The following is a 22,878-nucleotide window of genomic DNA, read 5'->3' as shown; positions in this document are numbered from 1 at the left end:
CATGTACATGCGCCGCCAGGCCAAGAATCCGCATGCCGAGGCAGAACAGTTCCGGCGCCGCGCCGCGCTGGGCTTCCTCGGCGTCCTGGTGTGCCTGGTCGGGCTGGGCGGCTGGTACTTCAAGCTGCAGGTGATGGACCACGACATCTACGCCACGCGCTCGGAAGCCAACCGGATCAAGCCGCGGCCGGTGGTGCCGGGGCGCGGGATGATCTACGACCGCAACGGCCGGCTGCTGGCCGAGAACGTGCCCGCGTTCCGCCTGGACATCACCCCGGACAAGGTCAAGGACATGGACGCCACCCTGGCCGGCCTGTCCAACATCCTCGCGCTCAGCCCGGAAGACATCGAGACGTTCAACAAGTCGCGCAAGGCCCGCCGCAGCTTCCTGCCGGTCACACTCAAGCTGCGCGTCACCGATGAGGAGATGGCGCGCTTCGCGGTGGATCGCTGGCGCTTCCCCGGCGTGGAGCTGGAGCCCTACCTGACCCGTCGCTATCCCTATGGCGATCTGTTCGCGCACATCATCGGCTACGTCGGCCGGGTGGATGACAAGGACCTGGAGATGCTGGGCGAAGGCAATGCCGCGCTGACCCACATCGGCAAGTCCGGGCTGGAGCGCTATTACGAGCAGCAGCTGCGCGGCAAGGTCGGTTACGAGCAGGTCGAGACCAACGTGCAGGGCCGCGCGATCCGCACCATCGGCCGGGTCGCGGCGCAGTCCGGCAGCGATCTGCGGCTGTCCATCGACGCCGATCTGCAGCGCGCGATGGTGGCCGCCTTCGGCGAGTTCGAGGGCGCGGCGGTGGCGATGGACCCGCGCACCGGCGAGGTGCTGGCGATGGTCAGCCTGCCCTCATACGACCCCAACCTGTTCGTCAACGGCATCTCGCACGCCGATTTCAAGGCGCTCAACGACAACCCGTCGCGGCCGCAGTTCAACCGCCTCGTGCTGGGCGGCGTCGCGCCGGGCTCCACGATCAAGCCGTTGATCGGCTTGGCCGGGCTGGACAGCGGCGTGCGCCGGCCGGAAGACAAGATCCTCTCCACCGGCATGTTCTATCTGCCGGGTACCTCGCGGGGCTGGGGCGATGCCAACCGTGGCGGCCATGGCTGGACCGATCTGCGCAAGTCGATCACCCAGTCCGTCAATACGTACTACTACAAGCTCGCGCTGGATCTGGGCATCGAACGCTTCGACCACTACATGGGCTATTACGGGTTCGGTGCGCCGACCGGCATCGACCTGACCGGTGAGATCGGCGGCATCCTGCCTTCGCCGGCGGCCAAGTACAAATCGCGCAAGGAACGCTGGTATCCCGGCGACACGGTCAACGTCAGCATCGGCCAGGGCGACTGGAAGGTCACCCCGCTGCAGCTGGTGCATGGCGTGGCCGGGATCGCCGATGGCCAGCTGCGCCAGCCGCACCTGGTGATGCAGCAGCGCGCCGGGTTCGACGCGGACTGGACGGCCACGCCGCCGGGCGAGAGCAAGCCGATCAGCCCCACGCCGAGCAATCTGCAGGCCGTGCGCGAGGGCATGATGGGCACCATGCAGCCGGGCGGCAGTGGCGCGCGTGCGGCCGCGGGCGCGCCGTACGTGATGGCCGGCAAGACCGGTACCGCGCAGGTGATCAGCCGCCGTGGCACGGCCGCGGTCAATCCGCGCAGCCTGCCGCTGCACCTGCGCCACCGCGCGCTGTTCGTGGGCTTCGCGCCGGCCGACAACCCGGTCATCGCCGTGGCGATCGCGGTCGAGGGCGGTGGTTACGGCGGCTCGGCGGCGGCACCGATCGCACGCAAGATCTTCGATGCCTGGCTGCTCGGCAAGATGCCCGACGGTCTGGAACCGCTGGACAGCGAGCGCGGCACCACCGCGATCGGCATCACCGCCTTCGATGGTGGCGACGGCGCGGCGCGCGAAGCCGGCGATGCGGCGGTGGCTGCGCTGGAGCTGATGCCGGTCGTGGTGGGTGTGCCCGCCCCAGCGCCCGCGCCGGACCCGGGCGCCCCCGTGCCCACTGCCACCGCGCCCCCGACCGCACCGGAGCGGCCACGATGAAGGTCTTCCTGCGCTGGGCGGTCGACATGGCCGTCCGTTTCAGCAGCTCGCTGGACTGGGTGCTGTGCCTGGCCCTGGGCGCGCTGATGCTGATCGGCCTGGCGGTGCTCAAGAGCGCCGGCGGCGATGGACTGGTGTTCGCACAGGGCGCGCGTTTCGCGGTCGGCCTGGCCGCGATGTGGGCGATCTCCCGCGTGTCGATCCTGCGCATCCGTTCGGCGACGCCGCTGATCTATGCGGTGTCGATGATTCCGCTGCTGGCCGTGTTCGTGCTCGGCACCGGCAAGTACGGCCGGCAATGGCTGGATCTGAAGCTGTTCTACCTGCAGCCGGCCGAGCTGCTCAAGGTCAGTCTGCCGATGATGGTGGCCTGGTATCTGCATCGCATGCCGTTGCCGCCGCGCTTCTCCACGGTGTTGACCAGCGCGGTGATCATCGGCGTGCCGACCGGACTGGTGATGCTGCAGCCGGACTTCGGCACCGGCGTGCTGATCGCCGCCAGCGGTGCGTTCGTGCTGCTGCTGGCGGGGCTGCCATGGTGGTGGGTGGGGGTGGCGGTCGGCGGTGTCGCCGCGGCCGCGCCGGTGGCCTGGTTCTGGCTGCTGCGGCCGTACCAGAAGGACCGCATCATGATGTTCATGGACCCGGAGAGCGATGCGCTCGGTGCGGGCTGGAACATCATCCAGTCCAAGATCGCGATCGGCTCGGGCGGCTTGGACGGCAAGGGCTGGGGCCAGGGCTCGCAGTCGCACCTGAACTTCATTCCCGAACAGACCACCGACTTCGCCTTCTCCGTGCTCAGCGAAGAGTTCGGCTGGATCGGCGTGGCCCTCGTGCTTGCGTTGTACCTGGTGGTGATCGGGCGCTGCCTGTGGATCGCCTCGCAGTCGCGCGACTCCTATTCGCGGCTGTTGGCCGGCGCGACCGGGTTGGCGTTCTTCGTCTATGTGCTGGTCAACGGCGGCATGATTTCCGGGCTGTTGCCGGTGGTCGGTGTTCCCATGCCGCTGATCAGTTACGGCGGCACCTCGGCGGTGTCGCTGCTGGCCGGCTTCGGTCTGGTGATGGCGGTGCGTCGCCACAATCCGGTGCACGGCGGCTACGGCTGAGGGCGCGCGCGGCGTACGCCGCGCCCCGGCGGTACGTGTCGGCTAAGGATTGGGGCGCCCGCGCGTGTTACGGTCCTGCGCTCGCGCCGGCCCGCATCGCGGGTCCGCTTTCTGTTCGCCGTGTCGCCTCCTGCTGTGCGTCGCGTCATCCACAGGAGTCGTCCGCATGGTCGAACTACTGCAGCGCGCACGCGCCGTGTTCCATTTCTTTTTCCGTACGCTGGACCTGCCGCTGCTGGGCGCATTGTGTCTGCTGATGGTGGCCGGCCTGGCCGTGCTGCACAGCGTGGACGGGCCCGTGCATGCGCAGGCGATGCGCTACGGTGCCGGCCTTGCCGCGCTGTGGGGACTGTCGCGGCTGCCGGTGGTGACGCTGCGCGCGTGGTCGCCATGGATCTACACGCTGTCCCTGCTGCCGTTGCTGGCGGTGTATGTGGTCGGCACCGGCAAATACGGCCAGCGCTGGTTGAATCTGGGCGTGTTCTATCTGCAGCCTTCCGAGCTGCTCAAGCTCAGCCTGCCGATGATGATGGCCTGGTACCTGCACAAGCAGCCGTTGCCGCCGCGGCCGCGTGCGGTGCTGACCGCCGCCGTGTTGATCGGTGGCCCGGCGGTGCTGATCCTGCTGCAGCCCAACCTGGGCACGGCCACCCTGGTGACCGCCAGTGGCGTGTTCGCGCTGCTGCTGGCAGGGCTGCGCTGGTGGTGGATGGCCGTGGCGCTGGGGGGGCTGTCGGTGGCCGCGCCACTGGCCTGGTTCGGCCTGCTGCGCCAGTACCAGAAGGATCGCGTGCTGACCTTCCTGTATCCCGAGAACGATCCGCTGGGCACGGGCTGGAACATCATCCAGTCCAAGATCGCGATCGGCTCGGGCGGCCTGCATGGCAAAGGCTGGGGGCAGGGCACCCAGGCGACGCTGGATTTCCTGCCCGAGTACACCACCGACTTCGCCTTCTCGGTGTTGGCCGAGGAGTTCGGCTGGGTGGGCGTGGCGGTGGTGCTCAGCCTCTTCCTGTTCGTCACCGCACGCTGCCTGTGGATCGCCAGCCAATCGCGCTGCGGTTACTCACGCCTGCTGGTGGGCACCACCGGCTTGGTGTTCTTCGTCTACGTGGTAGTCAACGGCGGCATGATTTCGGGTCTGCTGCCGGTGGTGGGCGTGCCGATGCCGCTGATCAGCTATGGCGGCACCTCGGCGGTATCGCTGCTGGCCAGTTTCGGGTTGGTGATGGCGGCGCGGCAGCATCAGCCGGTGCATGCGACATGAGTGATCCTGCGCCAGCCCTTGCGCAGCCCAGCATACGGAAACGGTTTCAGGTGCAAACAATGTCAACGCGCCGAGACAAAAGTGAGAAGTGGCGCACAGATATGAAGTGACTTGATCTCGATCAATGGACTTGTCGTAAACGGCCTGCACAATGGCGGCCCGCCAACAACGACGCGCTGAGCCAAGCATCGCGGAGGGGGAGTCTGGCGGGGAGTAGTTGGCCTCACAGGTAGAGGGGCGAGGCGCGCGCTGGGGAGATGCGCGCCACGCCGCTGCCGACCGGGTCCGGTTTGGCCGGTTGCGTCTGCGGGGATGGGGACGCAACCGGCAGACCTCTTGTGCCTACCGCATCTTTCTCAAAAGTGAGACGTACGTTGCTCCATGGCGCTTCGTCGGGTCTCGCCGGTGAACGGAGTTGAGGCCTCACTGCATCGGCGCACGCTGGACACCACGGCGTCAGAACATGAATGGGCAGGGGAGGTCGCGCCTCTCTACACGCGGGCTTAACGGTCGCGAAGAAACTCAGGCAATCCGTTGAGATTCATGGTCTTAGGGGTTTTAATTCATCCATGACCTGCTAACCTGCCGCGATGATTCGACGCTCCCTGGCCTGCATGCTCACGCTCGGTTTGGTCGCTTGTGCGACCCAGCCGCAGACTCCTTCACCGACGCCGCAGGCCTCGGGTGTCCCTGTCACGCCAGCGGCGGGCAACAAAGGGCCGGCCGAAGCCGCTCCCGAGGCCGCCGGTGCCAATGCCGCCCCGGTCGACTTGACCCCGGTGCCGTTCGAGGTGGCCCGCGCCAACTTCGTGCGCGACACCGCGGCCCGTTACGGCATTCCCGCCGCGCAGATCGAAGCGACCCTGGCCCAGGCGCAGATCCGTGATCCGATCATCGCCGCGATGTCGCGCCCGGCCGAGCGGGTCAAACCCTGGAACGAATACCGGCCGATGTTCATCAGCCAGGCGCGGATCGAGGGCGGCAGGAAATTCCTCGCCCAGCACCGCGATGAGCTGATGCGCGTGCAGCAGCGCACCGGCGTGCCGGCCGAAGTGATCGTGGCGATCATCGGCGTGGAAACCAGCTATGGCGGCAACACCGGCAATTACCGCGTGCTCGATGCCCTGTACACGCTGGCCTTCAAGTACCCGCGCAGCGGCGACCCGGCCAAGCTGGAACGCGAAGTGCGCCGCGAACTGTTCTTCCGCGACGAGTTGTCACAGCTGTTCGCGCTGACCCGCGACGAGAAGCTGGACATCACCGCGATCAAGGGCAGCTACGCCGGCGCGATGGGCATGGGGCAGTTCATGCCCTCCAGCTACCTCGACTATGCGGTGGACGGCAACGGCGATGGCCGCCGCGATCTGTTCACCAGCTACGACGACGTGTTCTCCTCGATCGCCAACTACTTCGTCAAGAAGGGCGGTTGGGTCCGCGGTGGCCCGGTCGCCGTGCCGGCGACGCTGCAGGCCGGTCGTGAGGAATTCAATCCGACCGAATGGGCGCCGACCTGGACGTTGCCGCAGCTGGCCCAACGGGGTTACCAGCCCAGCGTGCCGGTCGCGGCCGGCCTGACCGCCACCCCGATCACGCTGGAAGGCAGCACCGGCAAGCAGTACTGGCTGGGCTTCCAGAACTATTACGCCATTACCCGCTACAACCTCTCGAAAATGTACGCGATGGCCGTGTACCAGTTGTCCCAGGCCATCGCCGGACAGGAGTTGCCGCCGGCATGAACACGATCGCACGCTCCAGATGGCTGATCCCGGGTCTGTTGATACTGGCACTGGCCGCCTGCAGCAGTGCGCCGAAGAAACCCGGTGGCAGCAGCGCCGGCAGCAGCAAGCCGTCCGGTGCGGTGGTGCAGGGCAAGGGCGGGCGCCCGGCGCATTGCCCTGACGGTTCGCCCTACAAGGCCGCCGCAGAAGATCCGAGCACGCGCGGTGACTACCGCGCCGGTGGCCTGTACAAGCCCGGCGTGAATGACAGCACGCCCACCTACATCCCGAACGTGGCCTGCATCCCCGAGCCGGAAGTGGTTGACCTGCCGCGCTCGCCGATCGGCAACAAATCGCCGTATGTCGTGCTGGGCAAGCAGTACCAGGTGATGGACAAAACCCGCGGCTACGCCGAGAAGGGCACCGCCTCGTACTACGGCGCCAAGTTCCACGGGCGCCTGACCTCCAACCGCGAGGTGTACGACATGTACGCCTTCACCGCCGCGCATAAGACGCTGCCGCTGCCGAGCTTCGCCCGGGTCACCAACCTGGACAACGGCGAATCGGTGATCGTGCGCGTCAACGATCGCGGCCCGTTCCACGATGGCCGCGTGGTCGACCTCAGCTATGCCGCCGCCGTGCGCCTGGGCATCACCCAGCGCGGCACCGGCAACGTGGAAGTCCGCGCGCTGGCCCCGGGGGATGACAACCTGATGGTCGACAAGCCCAGCCGCCGCGAGCGCCGCGAAGTCGCGGCCGCTGCGGCGGCGGCGACCTCCACCGCTGCCGCGGCACGCAGCGCCAGCGAGATGGATGCGCTGGTCGGCAAGCTGCCCGCCGCCACGGCGACCGCCGCCGCCAAACCGGCCGGCGAGCAGTACCGCTACCGCGTTGCCGATTCGGCCAAGCCCGGCAACGCCGACAACTTCGATCACTGGATGCGCGACAACGGCGTACGCGTGGCCACCGGCAAGCCCGCCACCACCCAGGCCGCCAGCGTGAACAGCGCCCCGGTCGCGGTGGCCGCGTTGCCCGCCGCCGCACCCGCCGCACGCCCGGCGCCGGCGCCCAGCGCGACACTTTCCCAGCAGGTGCTCGGCAGCGTGCTGCTGCAGGTCGCCAGCTTCGCCAGCCGCGACAACGCCACGCGCGCGCTTGGCCAGCTGTCCTCGGCCGGCATCGCCGGGGCCAGCATCAGTGACATCGTCAGTGGCGGGCGCACCCTGTGGCGCCTGCGCGTCCCGGCCCCCGACCATGCCAGCGCCTCGGAACTTGCCGGCCGGATTGCCGGTCTGGGCTTCGGGGCGCCGCAGATCGTGAAGGACTGAGCCTTCCACTGCCCGCGGCACGCCAGCGCGTGCCGCCGCTCCTTGGGCCTACAATGCCCGCTATCCCTCATCCACCCCTTGGCGCCCTCCAGGAGCTTGCTGTCCGATGAAATTCCGCTTTGCCGCCGCTGCCATGGCCACGACCCTGTTCGTGGGCATGGTTTCCGCCCAGACCCCCCTGCCGACCCCGGCACCGGCGCCTGCTCCCGCCGCCGCCGCGCCGGCCACCGTGGCCACCCCGCCGGCGCCCAAGCCCAGCGTCTCCAAGGCCTGGATCCTGATGGATTACGCCACCGGGCAGGTCCTGGCCGGTGAAAACGTGCACGAACAACTGGCCCCGGCCAGCATCACCAAAGTCATGACCTCGTATGTCGTGGCCGCCGAGGTCAAGAACGGCAAGGTCCGTACCGACGACCAGGTGATGATGAGCGAACGCGCCTGGCGCGAGGGCGGCGCCGGCACCGACGGCAGCTACAGCGGCTTCCCGGTCAACCAGACCGCGCGCCTGGAAGACATGGAAAAGGGCATGGCGATCCAGTCCGGCAACGATGCCGCGATCGCCCTGGCCGAACACGTGGCCGGCAGCGAAGAGGCCTTCGCCTCGCTGATGAACAGCTACGCCGCCAAGATCGGCATGAAGGATTCCCACTTCGTCAACGCCCATGGCCTGAGCGCCCCGGGCCACCACACCACCGCTTACGACCTGGCACTGCTCGGCCGCGCGATGGTGCGTGACTACCCGGAAACCTACGCCTACAACAAGGTGAAGGAATTCACCGTCGGCAACATCACCCAGCCCAACCGCAACCTGCTGCTGTGGCGCGACCAGAGCGTGGACGGCATCAAGACCGGTCACACCTCCGAAGCCGGCTACTGCCTGATGAGTTCGGCCCAGCGCGGTGATCAGCGTCTGGTCGCCGTGGTGCTCGGTGGCGGCTCGGAAAAGCAGCGCGCCGATGACAGCCTGGCGCTGCTCAACTGGGGCTTCCGCTTCTTCGAAACCCACCGCATGTACGAGCCGGGCAAGGTCGTGGCCGAGCACAAGGTGTGGAAGGGCACGACCGACAAGCTGCAGCTGGGCGTGGCCCAGCCGATGCTGGTCAGTGTCCCGCGTGGCCGCTACAACGATCTCAAGCCGAGCATCGATGTGCCCAAGACCTTGGAAGCCCCGTTCACCGCCGGCCAGCAGGTCGGCACCCTGAAGGTGATGCTGGACAACCAGGTTGTCGCCCAGGCCCCGCTGGTGGCCGTGGCCGCCGTGGAAGAAGCCGGCTTCTTCAAGCGCCTGTGGGACAGCTTCTGGATGTGGTGGGAATCGGAGTAATCCGCGCCACTGCCTCAGATGAAAAAAAAGACCGGCGAAAGCCGGTCTTTTCTTTACTGGCGGCCACCGGCTGGCACCGGCGGACAGTCGCCTTACATCGAGCGGCTGATCGTAAAGCTGCCGAACACCGGCGCCTCGCGCTGCCCATCGAATTCGCGCGTGCTGTGGTAACGGGCCAACGCGAATTTCCAGCGTCCGCGCATCACCGCCAGGCCGTAACCGGCCGTCCCCACCACAGGGCGCTTGTCCACGCTGTGGCTGTTGCGGAAGGTATTGCCATCCAGCGTGATATCGCGGATCACCCACGCCGCATCGGTCGTCGCGAACAGATGCCACGACCACCCGCTTGGCTTGCCGCCGCGCGTCGGTGCCGTGTTCTCACCGGCCGGGCGCAGCGGCGTACTGCCGAAGTCGTCGGGCAGCTTCCAGCCGAAACGGACCTCGCCACCTGCATTGAGGTGGGTGGCCAGGTTGCCCACCGCACCACCGTAGTGGCTGATCGCATCCCAGCCCCAGCCGCCCAGATTCTCCGTGGCATCGGCCGGCCAGCGGCGCATCCGCTCGTGCGTGAGCATGAACACCGGCTCGTTGTGCAGCTGGTTGTCCCAGCCCTGGAACTTCTCATCGCCCAGCAGATCATGCACCGCGTTCTGCACCTGCTTGCCCTGTGCCCACGGCCCTACCACGCCCACCGCCAGCTGCGTGGTCTGCAGCCGGTCGCCGCGGCGCGCGTTGTACCCGAAGCTGCCGATCAGCACACCGGCATACGGCCGGTCGTCCTCGATCAGGTCCTTCCGGGTGAAATCGGTCGGGGTGAAAATCCCCTGGGCCAGGCTGAAGATCATGTTCTGCTGTTCGTACTCGCCCGGGTGCAGCCGCTCCAGATGGCTGTTGACCCAGCGCGCCAGGCGCGGCAGGCACGGATCGTCGGTGTAATCGACCAGATTCGGCGAGACGAAGGTGATCTGTGCGCCGTTGGTATAGCCCTGATCCTGGTCCTTGCCGCCGAACAGGTCGTTGTCCACGCGGACATTGATCTGCGGCGGGTGCTCGCGCATTGCATCGGGCCCGCATTGCGGGGCGGCCTGGGCGGCGAAGGGGAGGGCGGAGGCCATCAGGCCGGACAGGGCGAGCGCTGCGGCGCAGCGCTTGGGATGGATGGGCATATAAGAATGGGTTTCGGTCGTCTTTTGCCGGGATACGGTACAGACAGGGATGTGAGGGATCGACTACGCCACGTTCATCGGTCTGTTTCGAAACCCGGCATGTCCCGGGAAACGCCGTCCCTGCTGCGTGGCGCCGGCAGCGGGCCGGTCCCCCTGTGCCCCCTCAGTCAGCTGGCGTTGTGGTTGGAAACGCTTTGCCATATTCTCCGCGAGGCGTCAGGGGACGCCGTAAAGGATTCGGGTCTGCGCAGGCAGGCCCTCTCTCAACCCATGGAGTGCGCTTGCCCGTTGGCGGCAGCGCTGGATGACACAGATGATCAAATCACATTCGCTCGCCCATCTTCTGGCCTGCGCCACGCTGGGCGCCGGGCTGATGGCCCTCAGCACGCCGGCGTCGGCGGGTCTGCGCGACGCGTTCGGCAGCCGCGGTTCCGCCCAGGAACAGAGCCAGGCCGGCCAGGCGGAGATTCCCGTCTGCAGCAAGCCCTTGGGCACGATCGCGGTGATCGAGCCGGAAGACGTGGTGAACTGGTGGAGCGGGCAGCAGTTGCCGGCGCCATCGCGTCTGATCAAGGTGTTCGTCAGCAAGTCCAAGTGTTTCACCCTGGTCGACCGCGGGGTGGGCCTGGCCGCATCCCAGGCCGAGCGTGCGCTCGCTGCCGACGGTGAACTGCGCAATCGCTCCAACGTCGGCAAGGGCCAGATGCGTGCCGCCGATTACGTCCTGATTCCGGACCTGATCTCGCAGAACAGCGATGCCGGCGGCAATGCCATCGGTGGCCTGCTCAGTGGTCTGGTGGGTGGCAAGGCCGGCTCGGTGGTCAGCGGCCTCAACCTGCGCAGCAAGACCGCCAACGTCACCTTGAGCCTGACCGACGTGCGGTCCTCCGAACAGGTGGCCGTGGTCGAAGGCAATTCCAAGAAGACCGACCTGGGCTGGGGCGCCCGCGGCAGCCTGTTCGGTGGCAGCGGCCTGGCCAGCATGGGCGTGGGCGGCTATGCCAACACCGAAATCGGCCAGGTCATCACCCTGGCGTACCTGCAGGCTTACACCAACCTGGTGGGCGAGCTCGGTGGCCTGTCCGGCAACCCGGCTGCGACCAACGTCAGCCAGGCTGCGACCATGCTCAAGCCGGGCCGCCTGCTGGCCAACGCCAAGGGCACCGGCACGGCCGTGCGTTCGCTGGAGCCGGGCATGCTGCTGTATCCCACCGGCCTGAAGGAAGGCGCGATGTGGGAAGTGGAAGACGAAATGGGCAACAAGGGCTGGGTCAACTCCACCCTGATGGAACTGGCCCGCTGAGCCGGCCCGGAGGTGGCCGCCGCACGGCCGCCACCTCCGGCCACATTCATGCAGGCTCTTGGGTTTGTCGCCGTGCGACCCGATAATGGGCGCATGGAGATCAAGTCTGACAACCCCGACCACGGCTTCCAGTTCCCCGGCCAGTTCGAACTCAGCGCCATGGGCGCGGCCGGCAACGACCTGGAACGCGAACTGCCGCGCCTGCTCGAGCTCGCCGGCCTGGAAGTACTGACCGAGCGGGTCAGCTGGAAACACTCGTCCAACGGCAAATACGTGTCCGTGCGGCTGGTGTTCAAGGCCGACAACCGCGAACAGTACGACGCCGCCCACACCGCCCTGCGCGACCATCCGGAAGTGAAGTGGACGCTGTAGCCAGCTGTGCCACCGCCGCGGCCCCGGGCGACCGGGCGCCGCAACCGGCCCTCGTGCGTGAGCTCGGCCGCCAGCCCTATGCCCCGGTCTGGCATGCCATGCAGCGCTTCACCGATGGCCGCACCGATGCCACCCGCGACGAACTGTGGGTGGTCGAGCACGACCCGGTATTCACGCTGGGCCAGGCCGGCAAGGACGAGCACGTGCTCGCCCCCGGCGATATTCCCGTTCTGCATGTCGACCGCGGCGGCCAGGTGACCTACCACGGCCCCGGCCAGCTGGTGATCTACCCGCTGCTGCAGCTGCGGCGGCTCGGGATCGGCGTGCGCGACTACGTCTGCCGCATCGAGCAGGCCCTCATCGACACTCTCGGCGACTGGAACATCGGCGCCGAGCGCCTGGAGGGCGCGCCCGGGGTCTACGTGGGCGGGGCCAAGGTCGCTGCGCTCGGCATCCGCGTGCGCCGCGGCTGCACCTTCCATGGCCTGTCCTTCAATGTGACCATGGACCTGGAACCGTTCCGCCGGATCAACCCCTGTGGCTATCAAGGGCTGCAGGTGACCTCGGTGGTAGACTTGGGGGGACCGTCCGGCATGGCGGCCGTCACGCCGGTGCTGCTGGGCCATCTGGCCCGCCAGTTCGGCCTGGCCCTCGAGCCGGCCGCTGAATTACCCGATTTGACTGACGCGGCGTGAACGCCGCCGACCAAGGCCATGACTGAAACCACCGCTCGCCTCATTCCCCTGCAGGTTGTGCAGGGCGACACGCCGTCCGCCGCCCCGTTGCAGACGGGCGTCAAACAGATCGGCGGTGACAAGATCGGCCGCTCGCCGGTGCAGTTCGCCGACGTGCCGGTGCTGCGCAAGCCGTCGTGGATCCGCGTGCGGATTCCCTCCGGCAACGCCGTGCAGAACCTCAAGGCCAAGCTGCGCGAGAACCGCCTGGTCACGGTCTGCGAGGAAGCCAGCTGCCCCAACATCCATGAGTGCTTCAGCCACGGCACCGCGACCTTCATGATCCTCGGCGAGGTCTGCACCCGCCGCTGCTCGTTCTGCGACGTTGCCCACGGCCGGCCCAAGCCGCCCGATGCCAACGAGCCGGCCAGCCTGTCCCAGACCGTGGCCGATATGGGCCTGAAGTATGTGGTGGTGACCAGCGTGGACCGCGATGACCTGCGCGACGGCGGTGCCCAGCACTTCGCCGACTGCATCGGTGCCATCCGTGCCAAGTCGCCCAACACCAAGATCGAAGTGCTGACCCCGGACTTCCGTGGCAAGGGCCGGATGGAGCGCGCGCTGGAGATCCTGGCGACCAACCCGCCGGATGTGTTCAACCACAACATCGAAACCGTGCCGGACCTGTACCGCAACGTGCGGCCGGGCGCGGACTATCAGTGGTCGCTGACCCTGCTCAAGAAGTTCAAGGCCCAGCACCCGGAGATCGCCACCAAGTCCGGCATCATGCTCGGCCTCGGCGAGACCCTGGAGCAGGTGCAGGCCACCCTGCGCGACCTGCGCGAGCATGACGTGGACATGATCACGATCGGCCAGTACCTGCAGCCGACCGCGCATCATCACCCGGTGCTGCGTTACTGGACCCCCGAGGAATACAAGGCGCTGGAGGAGTACGGCAACGCGCTGGGCTTCAGCCACGTCGCTTCCGGTCCGATGGTGCGCTCGTCCTACCATGCCGACCGCCAGGCGGCCGACGCCGGCGTCGCCGGTTGATCCAGCGGGCCCTTCGGGGCCCGTTCTGTCATTCCCCCTGTCTTTCCCCGGCCGCGGCCCTGAACCGCGGATGGCCGCAGGCTCGTGCCTGCGCGCTGCTGCCCCCGGTATTCACAAATTTCTCCAACGGCCTCGGTAGGCTGAAGGCCCCGGTGACAAACGCGGCAACTTTCGGCACTGTCGAGGTGTCTGTAATGCACGCAGTCTCTCCCTTGGCAAGGTGCCACGAGCTAGTCCATGAAATTCAAAGCCCCCGCATTCCTGATGGCCCTGGCGCTCACCGCGCCGATGGCACTGGCCGCCTACGCCGATTCGCCCGCGCTGCCCTCGGCGGCCACGGCCGACCAGGTGACCACCTCCAAGCTCGTCTACGGACTGCTTTCGGACAGCCGATACGCCTACCGGCCGCGTGCACTCGATGCCGCGACCTCCAAGGACGTCTTCAAGCGCTATCTGGAGTCGCTCGACAGCAGCAAGCAGTTCTTCACCCAGGCCGACATCACCCGCTTCGCACCGTTCGAGGCCAACATCGCCACCGCGATCCGCGGCGGAGAGCTGGAGCCGGCGTTCCAGGTGTTCGCGGTGTACAAGCAGCGCGTGGGTGAGCGTGTCGGCTATGCACGCAAGCTGCTCAAGCAGGATTTCGATTTCAGCACCGATGAAAAGTTCGAGTACGACCGCAAGGACGTGCCGTGGGCCGCGAGCAGCGCCGAACTGGACGATCTGTGGCGCAAGTCGGTCAAGAACGATTGGCTGCGCCTGAAGCTGGCCGGCAAGCAGCCGGCGGAGATCCGCAAGACGCTGGACAAGCGTTACGCCACGCTGGAAAAGTCGGTCAATGAGCTCAAGGGCGAGGACGTGTTCCAGTTCTTCCTCAACGCCTACACCAGCGCGGTGGACCCGCACACCGATTACTTCACCCCGCGTACCGCCGAGAACTTCAACCAGGCGATGTCGCTGTCGCTGGAAGGCATCGGCGCGCAGCTGCAGCGCCAGGACGACATGGTGGTGATCCGCGAGGTCATCGCCGGTGGTCCGGCCGCGGTGAATGGCACGCTCAAGCCGGGCGACCGCATCGTCGGCGTCGGCCAGGGCAAGTCCGGTCCGCTGGAAGACGTGATCGGCTGGCGCATCGATGATGTGGTGGCCAAGATCCGCGGCAAGAGCGATACCCAGGTCCGCCTGGAATTCATCCCCGCCGAGGAAGGCGTGGATGGCAAGCACCACACCCTGGTGCTGACCCGCCAGAAGGTGCGCCTGGCCGAACAGGCCGCCAAGGGCGAGACCCTGACCATTCCGGCCAAGGACGGGGAGCCCGAGCGCAAGGTGGGCGTGATCAAGTTGCCCACCTTCTACCAGGATTTCGAAGGCCGCCGCCGCAACGCCGCCGACTATGCATCGGCGACCCGCGACGTGGCCAAGCTGCTGGCCGGTTTCAAGGCCGACAAGCTAGACGGCGTGGTGCTGGACCTGCGCAACAACGGCGGTGGTTCACTGGATGAAGCGATCGAACTGACCGGGCTGTTCATCGAACAGGGCCCGGTGGTGCAGGTGCGCGAATCCGGTGGCCGCGTCACCGTCAACAGCGACCGCAGTGATGTGGTGGCCTGGGACGGCCCGCTGGCCGTGCTGATCAACCGCGGCTCGGCCTCGGCCTCGGAGATCTTCGCCGGTGCGATCCAGGATTACGGCCGTGGCCTGGTGATCGGTGAGACCACCTTCGGCAAGGGCACCGTGCAGAACATCGTCGACCTCGACCGTTGGCCGAGTGGCGAAACCCAGCGCTTCGGCCAGGTCAAGCTGACCATCGCCCAGTTCTTCCGCGTCAGCGGCAGCAGCACCCAGCACAAGGGCGTGGTGCCCGACCTGGCCTTCCCGGCCAGCGTGGACGCCAGCGAGTACGGCGAAAGCACCTACGACAACGCGCTGCCGTGGACCCGCATCGCCGCCGTGCCGCACACCCAGTACGGCAATTTCGGCCCGCTGCTGCCCAAGCTGGAGAGTCGTCACGACACGCGCATCGCCGCCGACAAGGAATTCCAGTGGTGGAACGAGGATGTCGAGCAGTTCCGCGCCGAGAAGGCCAAGAAGTACATCTCGCTCAACGAAGCCGAGCGCCGCGCCGAGCGTGAGAAGCAGGACAGGCAGCGCACCGATCGCCAGGCGATCCGCAAGCAGCTGGGCCTGGATCTGGACCCGCTGGCCGACGACAGCAATGACGACGGCCTGACCGGCAACGAACGCGACATCGTCAAGGATGCCGCCCGCGAGAAGGCCGCTGAAAAGCGTCCGGATCCGCTGCTGCGCGAGTCGGCGGCGATCCTGGCCGATGCGGTGAACCTGCTCGAGGCCGACCGCCCGCTGTCGGCGCAGGTGCTGCCGCAGTCGACTGCGGTTGGCCGCTGGGCGGACTGACCGTAGCGGCCACCGCCAGCTGAACAGGTGACAACTCCACAGGCCGCCCTTCGGGGCGGCCTGTGCGTATCCACCTCCTGCCAACGCGCACGGGTCTATTCTTGGAGGCTGAATTTCCGCAGGAGCGGCCATGCGCTTTCGTCGTGTACGTTCGATCCCGCTGCTGGCGGTGTTCGCTGCCCTGGCCGCCTGTGGCGGCCGCGCCGCCGACAGCACCCTGATCCGTGAGTCGTTCGACTCCGGCGATACCTATTCGCGTACCGTGCCCGGCCCGCCTGCCCAGGCCTGCGAAGCCGCGCGGCGGACCCTGCTCAGCCAGGGCTATGCGATCGCCCGTGCCGGCGATGACGCGGTGGAAGGCAACAAGAACTTCCAGCCCAAGGATGAAGAGCACGAGCAGCTGGTGCTGCGTATTTCGTGTGCGCCGCGCGGCGACCAGGCGCTGGTCTTCGTCAGCGCGGTGCAGGACCGTTACGCTTTGAAGAAGAGCCCGACCTCGGCCAGCGTGGGTGTCGGCGCGCTGGGCTCGGTGTCGCTGCCGTTCGGCAGCAATGACGACTCGCTGGTGAAAGTGGCCAGCAGCACCGTGCAGGACGCCACCTTCTATCGCCGCTTCTTCGAGCGCCTGCAGCAGTATCTGCCTGCGGCGGCCGTGCCCGAGCCCACGCCGGCCCCTGCCGCGGCGGTGGAGGCTACGCCTGCCACGGTGGTGAGCGATACCCCGGCCCCCCTGCACTGAGCGGGCTGCGGTGCGGCAGGTCATGGCAACAGGATCGCGGCGTTGGCGCCGCCATGCGCTTGCGGTCCTGCTGGGGCTGATCCCGGCAGGCAGCGCGTGGAGCGCGGCGTCCTGTGCGCAGGGCGTATTGGAGGACCTTGGCTGGCAGGTCGCTGCAGCCGATATCGACGCCCCCAAGGTGCACGGCGGACCGGTCTGCGAGCGCGCCGATCTGCGCCAGGCGCAGGCGGCCGGCGACCTGCGCGTGCAGTTGCCGCGGCAGTGGTCAGAGGCCCAGCGGCAGCAGTGGCTGCCGACCCTGTTCGATGCGCCGGCCACGGTCTGCGCGTATGCCTTCAAGCTCGGCGCGGCCACGCGCCGCGCCACTACCGCGCTGCAGGACAACGACGGCTTCCGCTTCTCGGCGTTGCAGCTGGGCTGGATCGGCTTCGGCGCCGGTGGCGCGCAGGCCAAGGGCTGGGAGCGCTTCCGCAGCTTCGGGCGCGGCTATCAGCCGGCCGGGGCCAACAGTGCGGCGCTGCAGACCTTCTACGACGGCCGGGTGCGTGCCGAGTGCGGCGTCGGCCGCCAGGTCGCGCAGTTGGCGACCCAGCGCGAGCTGTACGGCGATGCCGCGTTCGATCGCGAGTTCTCCGCCGACGAGCTCTCCATCGGCACCTTCCTGACCCTGCACGAGACCGACAGCATCCTGCTCGGCCGGCATGCCGGTGCGTTCCTGGCCGACGGCAAAGCGAAGAAGACCGCGCAACGCGGGCGGCAGGCCTTCGTCGGTACGCCCGGTTTCATCGAACACGTGTTCGAGCGCGCGTATCTGGACGACATCAACAACCAGGCCGAGAACTTCGTGGTGGTCGATGTCAGTGATGCGGCCGCCCGCGCGCTGCGCGAGCACGACGGCTTCGCCCACTACGACCAGATCAACCGGCGCATCTGGTCGCTGGCCCAGCGCATGCCGGGCCCGGGGCCGCGCCGCTTCGAGCGGCTGCTGATCGAGCGCGATCCGATCTGGCGGCGCGAGGTGCCGGCCGAACAGCAACCGCTGCTGAAGGAACTGGATGCGTTGCTGGACGATCCGTTCTACCAGGGGTTCCTGATTTACGTGCATCCTCGCGGTATACGTCCTATCGGGTACCACATCGCGCGCCTGCTCGATCGCAACCCGCGCACGCCGTTCGCGATCGAGCTGGGGCTGCACAACCTGCATACCACGCTGTATCGGCGCTGGATCGACGCACGCCTTCGCCAGTGCGATTCCCCGCCGGCAGCGTTCCTGCAAGACAACACGACAACTGAGCAAAGGTGATTGATGGATATCGCAATGATCGGATTGGGCCGCATGGGCGCCAACATGGCCGAGCGCCTGCACCGCGGCGGCCACCACGTGATCGGTGTCGATCCCGGTGAGGCGGCACGTAACGCGGCCGCCGAACGTGGTTTCGAGGTCAGCGCCTCGATCGCCGAGACGCTCGCCGCGCTGCCGGTCCCGCGTGTGGTGTGGCTGATGGTGCCGGCCGGTGTGGTCGACCAGACCCTGGCATCGCTCTCGCCGCATCTGTCCGAGGGCGACGTGGTGATCGACGGCGGCAATTCGTACTACAAGGATTCCGTGCGCCGCAGCGAGCAGCTGCGCGGTGAGGAGGTGACCTATATCGACTGCGGCACCAGCGGCGGTGTGTGGGGTCTGCAGGAGGGCTACAGCCTGATGATCGGCGGCGACAAGGCCGCGGTCGAGCGGGTCGGGGCGATCTTCCGCACCCTTGCGCCGGGCGAGGACCGTGGCTGGGCGCACGTCGGCCCGAGCGGGGCAGGGCATTTCTGCAAGATGGTCCACAACGGCATCGAGTACGGGATGATGCAGGCCTACGCCGAAGGCTTTGCGCTGATGCAGCACAAGGCGGAGTTCAATCTCGACCTGGCGCAGGTCGCCAAGGCGTGGCAGCACGGCAGCGTGGTACGTTCATGGCTGCTCGATCTCAGTGCCGATGCGCTGGGCCGCAACCCGCAGTTGGACGGCATCGCACCGTATGTCGAAGATTCCGGCGAAGGCCGCTGGACCGTCGCCGAGGCGATCGATCTGGACGTGCCGGCGCCGGTGATCACGCTGTCGCTGCTCGAACGCCTGCGCTCGCGCGAGAAGAATTCCTTCAGTGACCGCCTGCTGGCGGCGATGCGCAACGAGTTCGGTGGTCACGCGATCAAGACCACCTGAGGCCGATCGACGCGGGCCGGCGAACGTGATCGTCCGGCCTGCATCCACGCAGCGCGTGCAGCTACCCGGGCAGGCGTGATCGATTCACAGCGCCAGCCGCCGCCCGCTGCGCGCGCTCTCCGCACCGGCCTCCAGCAGGCGCATCACCTGCAGCGCCTGCGCGGTGCTGACCGGGGCTTCCCCCACGCCCAGCATCGCATCGCGGAACTGCGCATAGAACGCGCGGTAGTCACCGGGCACGTTGTCCACGCTGCTGCGCTGGGTGTGACCGTCGGCGTCGATCCGCACCAGCTGCCCATGCTGCGGGTCCAGGCCCCAGCCCGGCGCACCCGGCGCGATGCCGCGGCGCAGCTGGTCTTCCTGCACGTCCAGCCCGTCTTTGAGGTAGCTGCCGGCATCGCCATGCACGATGAAGCGCGGGCCGGAGGCGGCCACCAGCGAGCCGGCGTGGAGGATCGCGCGGTGGTGCGGGTAATGCAGCACCGCGTGGAAATAGTCATTGCCCAAGGCGTGCTGGCGCTGCGCCATCAGGTCCACGCTGATCGCGCCGGGCCAGCCGAACAGCTGCAGCATCTGATCCAGCAGATGAGGACCGAGATCCATCCACAGGCCGCTGCCGGGCGCATCGCTTTCGCGCCAGCGATCGCGCACCTGCGGGCGGAAACGGTCGAAGTGGGAATGGCATTCGGCGACGCGGCCGATCCGCCCTCGTCGATCACCCGCTTGAGGGTGAGGAAGTCGGCGTCATGGCGGCGGTTCTGGAACACAGTGACGACACGCTCTGCATCCTGCGCGGCCTGCACCACCGATTCGGCCTCCGCCACGGACAGCGCAAAGGGCTTGTCCACCAGTACGTGTTTGCCGGCCGCGAGGGCGGCGCGCGCCAGTGGAGCATGCGCATCGTTGGGCGTGGCGATCACCACTGCATCCACTGCCGGATCGTCGAACAGCTGCTGCGGGTCTTCGCAGAGGCGCACATCGGTGAAGCTGCGCAGCAGGCGGTCGCGCTGCGAGCTGACGATGCTGTGCAGCGCCAGTCCAGGGGTGTGCAGGATCAACGGCGCATGGAAGACGCTGCCGGCCAATCCGTAACCGATCAGTCCGACCTGCAGTTCGGTGGCCATGGTGCGCTCCAACAGGATGGGCAGGACAGCGTAACGGGTGCGCGCGCGGTGCGGAAACATGAATGGTCAGGCAGGAAGCTGAGTGGTTCACGGCGACGTTATGTGGCGCGCACGCCCCCTCCACGGCCCGGCACGGACACTGGCAGCACATCCGCAAAGGAATTCGAACATGACCAACACGACCCGTAATCTGCTTGCTGCTTCGCTGGCCCTGGGCATGGTGCTGGGCACCTCGTCGGCCATGGCCAAGGATCCGCCGAAGACCACCGATCATGCCGCGATGACCCATGCCGATACGCACGATTCGGCCGAGCCGGTCACCGACAGCTGGATCACCACCAAGGTCAAGACCGACCTGCTGACCAGCAAGAACGTCCCGGGTACCGAAGTGAAGGTGGAGACCGTCAATGGCGTGGTCACCCTCACCGGCACCGTGGCCAGCCAGGCCGAGCATGACAAGGCGGTGCGCGTGACCCAGCAGATCAAGGGCGTCAAGCGCGTCGACGCTGCCAACCTGAAGGTTGCCGCGACGGCCGCCAAGCGCTGAGTCCTGCTGCACCGATGAACAGAGCGCGCCTTCGGGCGCGCTTTTTTGTGCGCGCCCGGTGGTCCTGCGTGCTGTTCAGTCAGGTGAGGGACCGCGTATTCACAAAGGGGTGGAGTATATTCAGCGCTTCGCCATCGCCATGCGGTGCGCATGCCGGCGGTACGCGCATGGGCCGGAGCAGGGGTGGCATCGAGCTGACGAGGGACTATGGCGCTGGTGTTCAGTGATCAAATCTGGGACCGCTGGCGATTGCCGGCCCTGGCCCTGGCGGCGGTAGCCATCATCGTGGTGCCGTGGCTCACCCTGCGCAAACTGGCCGACGACAACGTCGATGCGATGAACTGGGTCACCCACACCCAGGATGTCGGCGTGGCGGTCTACCAATTGCAGGCCGACGTGCGCGATGTCGAATCGGCCGCACTGACGATGTCCAAGGGCATCGACGCCCCCGGCCTGCGCGAGCGGCTGGCCCAGGCCGACGATATCCCGGGGCGGCTGGCCCGGCTGGCCGAGCTGACCCGCGACAATCCGGATCAGCTGGTCCGGATCGGTCGCATCCAGTCCATGCTCGAACGCCGCATGGAGCTGGCCAAGCAACTGGCCCGTTCCGCGCCCGATGCCGATCAGCGGCAGCTGGTGGCCGATCTGACCACCCGCTACCCGATCCGCAACCTGGTCGAAGAACTGCAGGCCACCGAGGAGCAGCTGCTCGCCAAGCGTTCGGCGTTGTTCACGGCGCAGCAGCGCCAGGGCGAGTTCATCTCCTGGTCGGCGCTGGTGGTGCAGCTGCTGTTGCTTGGCCTGGTGCTGTGGCTGCTGCAGCGGCAGATCCGCCACCGCCTGAGCGCCGAACGCGCCTCGCTGCGCGCCGCCGGGCGGGCAGCCTCGGTGCTGCATACGGTGCGCGAGCCGATCGTACTGCTCGACCGCAGCCTGCGCGTGCAGATGCACAACCCGGCGTTCGCCGAGCTGTACGGGCTGGACGAGGAGACCACGGCCGAAGGGCTGCCGCTGGACAGCATCGGCGACGGCGCCTGGGCCGACGCGGTGGTCCGCCAGCGCCTGACCGACGTGCTGCTGCGCGGCCGCGAGCTGTGGGATTACGAACACGAACAGCGCACCGCCGATGACGTGGTGCGGATCATGCTGATCAACGCGCGGCGCATGCCGCTGCCGGACAAGGATGACGAAGTGGTGCTGATGACGGTCAGCGATGTCACCGTCCAGCGCGCCGTGCAGCTGCGGGTGGAGGAACTGAACCGCCAGCTGGAAGGCAAGGTCGAGCAGGTTTCCGAGGTGAACCGCGAGCTGGAAGCGTTCAGCTATTCGGTCTCGCACGATCTGCGCGCGCCGTTGCGCCACGTGGCCGGCTTCTCCGACAAGCTGACCCGCCACCTGGGCGAGGGGGCCGACGAGAAATCCCTGCACTACCTGGGCGTGATCTCCAACTCGGCGCGCCGCATGGCCGCGCTGATCGACGATTTGCTGGTGTATTCGCGCCTAGGCCGGGCCGCGATGCGGCTGCAGGCGGTGGACATGCAGTCGCTGGTCGCCGACACCCGCGCCATGCTCGATGCCAACCAGCAGAGCGAGGCCGAGAGCACCGGCGTGCCGCACCATGTCGACTGGAAGATCGCGCCGCTGCCGATCATCGTTTCCGATGAAAACATGATGCGCCAGGTGTGGCTGAATCTGCTCGGCAACGCGATCAAGTATTCTTCCAACCGCGAGCCGGCCCGGATCGAGGTCGACTACAAACTGCAGCCTGACGGCAGCCATCTGTTCACGGTCCGCGACAACGGCGCCGGGTTCGACATGGCCTACGCCGGCAAGCTGTTCGGGGTGTTCCAACGGCTGCACAAGGCCAGCGACTACCCGGGTACGGGCATCGGCCTGGCCAGTGTCCGCCGGGTACTGACCCGCCACGGCGGCCGCATCTGGGCCGAGTCGGCGGTCGATCAGGGCGCCACGTTCCACTTCGTTCTTCCACCCGCGCTCGACGCAATCAACAAGGGCTCCGCCGCATGACCGCTCTCCGTACCATCCTCCTTGCCGAGGACAGCCCCGCCGACGCCGAGATGGCCATCGACGCCTTGAAGGAGGCCCGCCTGGCCAACCCGATCGTGCACGTCGAAGACGGCGTGGAAGCGATGGATTACCTGCTGCGTCGCGGCGCCTTCGCCAACCGCGACGAAGGCCTGCCGGCGGTGCTGCTGCTGGATATCAAGATGCCGCGCATGGACGGCCTGGAAGTGCTCAAGGAAATCCGCAACACCGAAGAGCTCAAGCGGCTGCCGGTGGTGATCCTGTCATCCTCGCGCGAGGAAAGCGATCTGGCGCGCAGCTGGGACATGGGCGTGAACGCCTACGTGGTCAAGCCGGTGGACGTGGACCAGTTCTTCGGCGCGGTGCAGACCCTGGGCAAGTTCTGGGGCCTGATCAACCAGGCACCGGAGATCGAGTAAGGC

Annotated in this window: 18 protein-coding genes and 1 pseudogene; 17 read left to right on the top strand and 2 right to left on the bottom strand. The window is 67.4% G+C overall.

Translation table 11 applies throughout. The features are described 5' to 3' along the window. Position 1 precedes the first annotated feature (1 nt). The 6 genes from mrdA to ACTT2I_RS15055 all read left to right on the top strand — a co-directional run bounded on the left by mrdA (position 2) and on the right by ACTT2I_RS15055 (position 8,808). A complete protein-coding gene (gene mrdA / locus ACTT2I_RS15080) occupies positions 2–2,062 on the top strand; it encodes a penicillin-binding protein 2 (protein WP_088433825.1) in 2,061 nt (686 codons plus the stop codon). Continuing rightward, positions 2,059–3,171, top strand: coding sequence for a rod shape-determining protein RodA (gene rodA, locus ACTT2I_RS15075; RefSeq protein ID WP_088433826.1), 1,113 nt, complete (start codon positions 2,059–2,061; stop codon positions 3,169–3,171). The genes mrdA and rodA (ACTT2I_RS15075) overlap by 4 nt, the downstream gene beginning before the upstream one ends. Positions 3,172–3,337: 166 nt before the next feature. Next, positions 3,338–4,438 carry a rod shape-determining protein RodA gene (rodA, locus tag ACTT2I_RS15070; RefSeq protein WP_293979881.1) on the top strand — a complete coding sequence of 367 codons (1,101 nt, stop codon included), beginning with the start codon at positions 3,338–3,340 and terminating at the stop codon, positions 4,436–4,438. Positions 4,439–5,028: 590 nt separating this feature from the next. Beyond that, a complete protein-coding gene (mltB, locus tag ACTT2I_RS15065; RefSeq protein WP_421098965.1) occupies positions 5,029–6,174 on the top strand; it encodes a lytic murein transglycosylase B in 1,146 nt (381 codons plus the stop codon). Further along, entirely contained in the window at positions 6,171–7,484 is a 1,314-nt protein-coding gene (locus ACTT2I_RS15060; RefSeq protein ID WP_421098966.1) for a septal ring lytic transglycosylase RlpA family protein, read from the top strand. Before mltB ends, ACTT2I_RS15060 begins: the two co-directional genes overlap by 4 nt. Before the next feature lie 106 nt (positions 7,485–7,590). Next, the gene (locus ACTT2I_RS15055) at positions 7,591–8,808 is read left to right on the top strand and encodes a D-alanyl-D-alanine carboxypeptidase family protein (RefSeq protein ID WP_088433830.1); all 1,218 of its coding nucleotides are present in this window, start codon (positions 7,591–7,593) and stop codon (positions 8,806–8,808) included. A 92-nt stretch (positions 8,809–8,900) separates the two neighbouring features. Here the strand turns inward: ACTT2I_RS15055 and ACTT2I_RS15050 are convergent, their stop codons facing one another. Continuing rightward, complete coding sequence (locus ACTT2I_RS15050; protein ID WP_253247715.1) at positions 8,901–9,974, bottom strand: lipid A deacylase LpxR family protein; 1,074 nt, start codon at positions 9,972–9,974, stop codon at positions 8,901–8,903. Between the two features lie 313 nt (positions 9,975–10,287). Here ACTT2I_RS15050 and ACTT2I_RS15045 point away from each other — a divergent pair, with 313 nt between their 5' ends. From ACTT2I_RS15045 to gnd, 8 genes are all read left to right on the top strand, one after another. Next, complete coding sequence (locus ACTT2I_RS15045) at positions 10,288–11,277, top strand: CsgG/HfaB family protein (protein ID WP_088433831.1); 990 nt, start codon at positions 10,288–10,290, stop codon at positions 11,275–11,277. Between the two features lie 93 nt (positions 11,278–11,370). Continuing rightward, positions 11,371–11,649, top strand: coding sequence for a DUF493 family protein (locus ACTT2I_RS15040; protein WP_088434438.1), 279 nt, complete (start codon positions 11,371–11,373; stop codon positions 11,647–11,649). After that, a complete protein-coding gene (lipB, locus tag ACTT2I_RS15035; protein ID WP_421098967.1) occupies positions 11,637–12,344 on the top strand; it encodes a lipoyl(octanoyl) transferase LipB in 708 nt (235 codons plus the stop codon). Before ACTT2I_RS15040 ends, lipB begins: the two co-directional genes overlap by 13 nt. A gap of 18 nt (positions 12,345–12,362) precedes the next feature. Next, positions 12,363–13,376 carry a lipoyl synthase gene (lipA, locus tag ACTT2I_RS15030; RefSeq protein WP_088434440.1) on the top strand — a complete coding sequence of 338 codons (1,014 nt, stop codon included), beginning with the start codon at positions 12,363–12,365 and terminating at the stop codon, positions 13,374–13,376. 237 nt (positions 13,377–13,613) lie between these two features. Next, on the top strand, positions 13,614–15,791 hold the full coding sequence (locus ACTT2I_RS15025) for a carboxy terminal-processing peptidase (protein ID WP_443096697.1): 2,178 nt from the start codon (positions 13,614–13,616) through the stop codon (positions 15,789–15,791). Between the two features lie 130 nt (positions 15,792–15,921). After that, positions 15,922–16,530 (top strand): DUF2242 domain-containing protein, encoded by a 609-nt coding sequence (locus tag ACTT2I_RS15020; RefSeq protein WP_421098969.1) that lies wholly within the window; start codon positions 15,922–15,924, stop codon positions 16,528–16,530. Between the two features lie 22 nt (positions 16,531–16,552). Further along, positions 16,553–17,833, top strand: coding sequence for a hypothetical protein (locus tag ACTT2I_RS15015; RefSeq protein ID WP_421098970.1), 1,281 nt, complete (start codon positions 16,553–16,555; stop codon positions 17,831–17,833). A gap of 3 nt (positions 17,834–17,836) precedes the next feature. After that, entirely contained in the window at positions 17,837–18,739 is a 903-nt protein-coding gene (gene gnd / locus ACTT2I_RS15010; protein ID WP_421098971.1) for a phosphogluconate dehydrogenase (NAD(+)-dependent, decarboxylating), read from the top strand. A gap of 84 nt (positions 18,740–18,823) precedes the next feature. Here gnd and ACTT2I_RS15005 read toward each other — a convergent pair. Then, a pseudogene (locus ACTT2I_RS15005) lies at positions 18,824–19,863 on the bottom strand (oxidoreductase). Between the two features lie 169 nt (positions 19,864–20,032). Between ACTT2I_RS15005 and ACTT2I_RS15000 the strand changes: the two are divergent. The 3 genes from ACTT2I_RS15000 (at position 20,033) to ACTT2I_RS14990 (ending at position 22,875) form a co-directional block, all read left to right on the top strand. Further along, positions 20,033–20,410: a BON domain-containing protein gene (locus tag ACTT2I_RS15000; RefSeq protein WP_088434443.1), complete on the top strand. Its 378-nt coding sequence runs from the start codon at positions 20,033–20,035 to the stop codon at positions 20,408–20,410. Between the two features lie 207 nt (positions 20,411–20,617). Next, on the top strand, positions 20,618–22,438 hold the full coding sequence (locus tag ACTT2I_RS14995; RefSeq protein ID WP_088434444.1) for a sensor histidine kinase: 1,821 nt from the start codon (positions 20,618–20,620) through the stop codon (positions 22,436–22,438). Further along, positions 22,435–22,875 (top strand): response regulator, encoded by a 441-nt coding sequence (locus tag ACTT2I_RS14990; RefSeq protein ID WP_019186024.1) that lies wholly within the window; start codon positions 22,435–22,437, stop codon positions 22,873–22,875. The genes ACTT2I_RS14995 and ACTT2I_RS14990 overlap by 4 nt, the downstream gene beginning before the upstream one ends. The last annotated feature ends 3 nt before the right edge of the window (positions 22,876–22,878 follow it).

Origin of the sequence: Stenotrophomonas sp. PUT21, from assembly GCF_052232875.1 — a bacterium.
In the GTDB taxonomy this organism is placed as follows: domain Bacteria; phylum Pseudomonadota; class Gammaproteobacteria; order Xanthomonadales; family Xanthomonadaceae; genus Stenotrophomonas; species Stenotrophomonas maltophilia_N.
This window is presented reverse-complemented; position numbering and strand designations above follow the sequence as displayed.